The organism is Mycobacterium sp. (genome assembly GCF_035623875.1).
Classification (GTDB): Bacteria; Actinomycetota; Actinomycetes; order Mycobacteriales; family Mycobacteriaceae; genus Mycobacterium.
This window is the reverse complement of record NZ_DASPSP010000146.1, coordinates 1-3,843: the sequence shown is the minus strand read 5'-3', so window position 1 is coordinate 3,843 and position 3,843 is coordinate 1. Positions and strand designations below refer to the sequence as shown.

2 protein-coding genes, 1 tRNA gene and 1 pseudogene are annotated in these 3,843 nt (G+C 63.3%); 2 read left to right on the top strand and 2 right to left on the bottom strand.

The genetic code is table 11. From position 1 onward, the window contains the following. Positions 1 to 358 (bottom strand): annotated as a pseudogene (locus VEI45_RS11775) (arginine--tRNA ligase); the annotation flags it as partial. Between the two features lie 113 nt (positions 359 to 471). Here VEI45_RS11775 and VEI45_RS11770 point away from each other — a divergent pair. Together VEI45_RS11770 and VEI45_RS11765 are read left to right on the top strand one after the other, a co-directional pair. Beyond that, a tRNA-Arg gene (locus tag VEI45_RS11770) sits at positions 472 to 547 on the top strand. Positions 548 to 795: 248 nt separating this feature from the next. Next, positions 796 to 972 carry a hypothetical protein gene (locus VEI45_RS11765; protein WP_324853313.1) on the top strand — a complete coding sequence of 59 codons (177 nt, stop codon included), beginning with the start codon at positions 796 to 798 and terminating at the stop codon, positions 970 to 972. 535 nt (positions 973 to 1,507) lie between these two features. Here VEI45_RS11765 and VEI45_RS11760 read toward each other — a convergent pair. Continuing rightward, positions 1,508 to 3,253, bottom strand: a complete 1,746-nt coding sequence (locus VEI45_RS11760) for an NAD-binding protein (RefSeq protein ID WP_324853312.1) — start codon at positions 3,251 to 3,253, stop codon at positions 1,508 to 1,510. Positions 3,254 to 3,843: the final 590 nt, after the last annotated feature.

Below are 3,843 nucleotides of genomic sequence, written 5' to 3'. Positions count from 1 at the left end.
CGGCCTGAGCATCGGAGTTGCCGTAGGCGTGGCCGGCATCGATGACGTTGTTGATGACGACGCCCTGCGCCGACGCGTCCAGGCGCAGGTTGATGAAGCCGGGCCCGGCCACCTCCGCCGAGGCGATGCCGTCGGCCTGGGCCAGCGCCTCGGCCAGCCATCCGGCCAGGTCACGGGGGTTGACGCCGACCTTCTTGCCGAGCTGCAACGCCAGGTTGCTGGCGTAGTCGCCGTGCTCGGGGTTGCGCGGCCGCTCGACGGTGACCACCGGCGGCAGCGCGGCGGTGTCGAGCGCATGCTCGGCCAGCACCGCGGTCGCGGTGGCCTTGAGCAGCTCGGCCAGGTCGGCGGGATTCACGCAGGCCATCCTATTGGCTGGGGTGCCCCGGCCTCGAATCCATTCCGGTGGGCAGCCGGCCGCCGTCATGCGTTAGTCTGTCGTGGCCCGTTGGCGCAGCATCTCGCATATGCGCCCCCGTAGCTCAGGGGATAGAGCGTCTGCCTCCGGAGCAGAAGGCCGCAGGTTCGAATCCTGCCGGGGGCACCATCCTGACCAGCATTTTCGCCTACTGACGCGGCCCGTGAAGGCCCGGAAACGGCCTTGGTGTCACGAGGATGTATCAACTGCACCCAAACTCTTCCCGGCGTCTAAAGCCGTCGTCTTTGCTGTGCGCGTAGATCCGGGCCGTGGTTTCGTCGATCTTGTCTGCGGCGGTGCTGAACGCTCCTGCGTGCTCGGCCGTATATCTCTATGAGAGCGGCTCGCCGCCGCAGCGACACCGATGGGAGTGGCCAATGGGCAAAGCGATGCGCAGTGGGCATTACAGGTTGCCCGACGGTGGGGTGCTGCGGGTGGACTTTGAGATGGGGCGTTGGGTGGGCACGCTCTACGCGCCCTCCATGACGATCAAGACACAAATCGTCGGTAGTGATGCCCAGGTTCACGCCTGGGCCGCCGGCCTCGCAGCATAACATTCCCTCGGCATTCGGTTTAGTCGGAATTGAGCGCCAAAGCGGTGTCCGACCACCGAAGAACGGCCCGCCCCCGGGGAGAGGGGGCCCGGGGGCGTTCCCAATGCAACAGAACGACCTACTCCTGTCTGCGCTAGGCGTCCCTGGCTTTTTGTGATTGACCATCGAATCGATGATCAGCCGCCAGCGGTTCGAGGCCCTAACTCCGAAGCTCTGTGGTGGCGTTCTTCTGGGAACGACAAACTAGGCAACGTGCCTTCTTGGTGCTCGGATTAGTCGAGAAATACCTTATCTCACACCATCTTTGGTTCTGATGGATGTCACGGCATCCGACAACCATCCGGCACTCGCTTCGAAATCCCGTTGGCTACCCGACGATCTCGATTCGTCCTATCACGAAGACGCGTTATGCTCCAACGAAGACTCCGGCGGTGCAGCCGACAACGCCGCGGCTCGGGTCCTATCCGCCCTGACAGCCCGTGCAATCGAGTCAGGCTTTGTCACCCTAAGCGACGGGGCGAGACAAACGATGCGTTCAAGGCCCGCCTGAGCCGAGAACTGATGTGACTGAGACGATTTGCAGACCGACCGAGGCGAGGATGGCAGGGTATTCCTTCACGAACATGCAGTCAAATTCGGCGATGTCGTCGGGCAGGTCCTCGAACGGCACAAGATACGGACTTTTCTTTTGCTGGACATCTTTGTCTCCCAGGGTCCAGCCGTCGGCGAGGCGTTCACGCATCCAGCGGTCATGTTCGGCGATGGCAAGTGTTTTGATCTCCGGGTTGGTGAATGTGAAACTTGCAGCATCCCAGTCGTGCAACGGCGCGAGCTCGTATTCGAGACTGCGCAACTTCGCGGCGATGTCGCGGGCTTGGGCGCGGCTGGACTCTTTGCGCGATTCGTCCAGTTCCGCCCACGCTGGGGCGTGGTTGCCCGCCGCGATCTGCTCGGCGCGCCAGCGCTCATGCAGCGCGCGCGCGATGGCTTCGAACGATCCGCCCTGGATGAGATCGACCGTGCAAATGCGCTCCAGCGTCGGGAAAACGACGACGTTTGCGAGCGGGCCATTGGTGCTCCAGGTGTCGCTCATGATCCGAGATACCCCATCTGAGCGCGACAGCGCGACGACAAGGCCGATGGCCGGATGCAATGCGTGGCGCAACTTAAGCGCGGTCTGAAGTGCGTTCTCGTCGCGATATGCAGTGACATAGGCGCGGGTTAGCGGTGGGGCTGCCGCGTCGGCATGATGGGCCGGCAGCTGCTGGATGTCGCGGGCCGAAGTCGAGAGGCTGATGAATTGACATACCTTTTCCAGGTCGGGATGTTGGGCGAGCAGTGCGCGCACCCGCTGATCCCCTCGGTCGTCCAGCACAGTGACCAGCAGCGGGGAGGTGTCGTCGCGGCGGCTGTCGTACCAATCGCGCGCCGCGTGCCAAATCAGCCAGGCTCCCAAGTCATCAAGGTGGGCGACCAGAATGTGTGGCTGCCCGTGCTCGGTGTCGATGGGAAACTCGTCGAGCATCAAGCGCGCGCTGATCTCGTCGGTATTGAAGAAGTCCAGTGCCGACGCAGAGTCGGTGCGCTTGGTCTCTTGAATCCGCAGTAACGCGCACAAGTGGGGGTCGGTGATTTGGGCCAGACAGCCCAATTGACCGCCGGAACGGGACGCGACCAACTCACTGGCGACGGCCACGATCTCGGTATTGACCGCGTCCTCAGGGGTGACAGCCAGCAGCCGGGCCGCGCGCTCCACACCGGCGGTGTGCAATGTGCGCTTCAGCTGCGCATCACCGACGATCACCGGCACCCCCCGGCTACGGCACAAGTCGATGTGGGGATTGTTGGCGTCGGCCTCGATGACCACCACGCCCGCATGGGCGTCACGCAGATGGTCGACAAACACGCTGCCCTTATAGCCGAGACCGCACACCACGACATGACCGCGCATCCACGGGATACGCATTTGCCGTACCCTGTCGGCAAACAGAGCTGCGATCGCCGTAACACCCGCCCACCCCGTGACGATGAACGCCAAAAAACGGGCGACGTTCAGCGAGGTGGGCAGGTGGGTTTCGGCCAAAGTCGTCCCGAAGAACAGCTGCATGCTCGCGTAAGCGACGTCACTGAGCGAGGGACCTTTGTGTTGGCCGGATAAGTACCCCCAATACCCAGCGCAACCCAGGGCGAACGCACCAATGCCGGCCACCACCAGGATGTGCCAGCGGTAGTCGGAAAACACTCGAAAGGCCTTGTGCGAGATCGAGTGTTGAAATCGCATTAACCTCACCGGATCCTACTGATACTCGCGGTCAGGTCGACGATCCACCCAGACAGTCACTGGCACTCATCGCACCCACTGGGGCCGACGGGTAGCACGTTCCGCCAGCGCCTCCCAATCCTCCGACCTGACTGCCAAGACGCACACTCCCTGCGATCGGCTCTGCTCTGCGAGCGGTTCAGTCCCCACCACCTGCGATGGACTAGGCCCGCACCACAAACGTATCGGCTACGCGCCGCCGACGTCCATGTTTTCATGGGCCGTTAGCGCGGGACAGTGAACGCGGCGCTCAAACCCAACACGCAGCGCCCGTAGCACACGTAGCATCACTGCGGCAGCCAGATCGATCCCAGGCGGTGTGGGGGACTGATCCCTTGTGGGGCCGGTCACCCGGGTGGGTAGGCACGAACGGTGGTGAGTGGTGGCTGAGTTTGCCACGGGCGTGGCGTTGGCGATTGATTTCGGCAGCTCGAATACCGCGGCGGCGTTTCGGGACCGGCACGGCTACGTGCAGGAGCTGCGGTTGTCGGCGGCGGGTTCGTTGATGCCCTCGGCGGTGTTCTACGACGGCAGCCGTTTTTTGGTGGGGC

What these genes read in the sequence shown, in the direction of transcription:
- VEI45_RS11765 (WP_324853313.1), top strand. Translation starts at nt 796, where the DNA reads ATGGGCAAAGCGATGCGCAGTGGGCATTACAGGTTGCCCGACGGTGGG.
- VEI45_RS11760 (WP_324853312.1), bottom strand. Translation starts at nt 3,253, where the DNA reads ATGCGATTTCAACACTCGATCTCGCACAAGGCCTTTCGAGTGTTTTCC.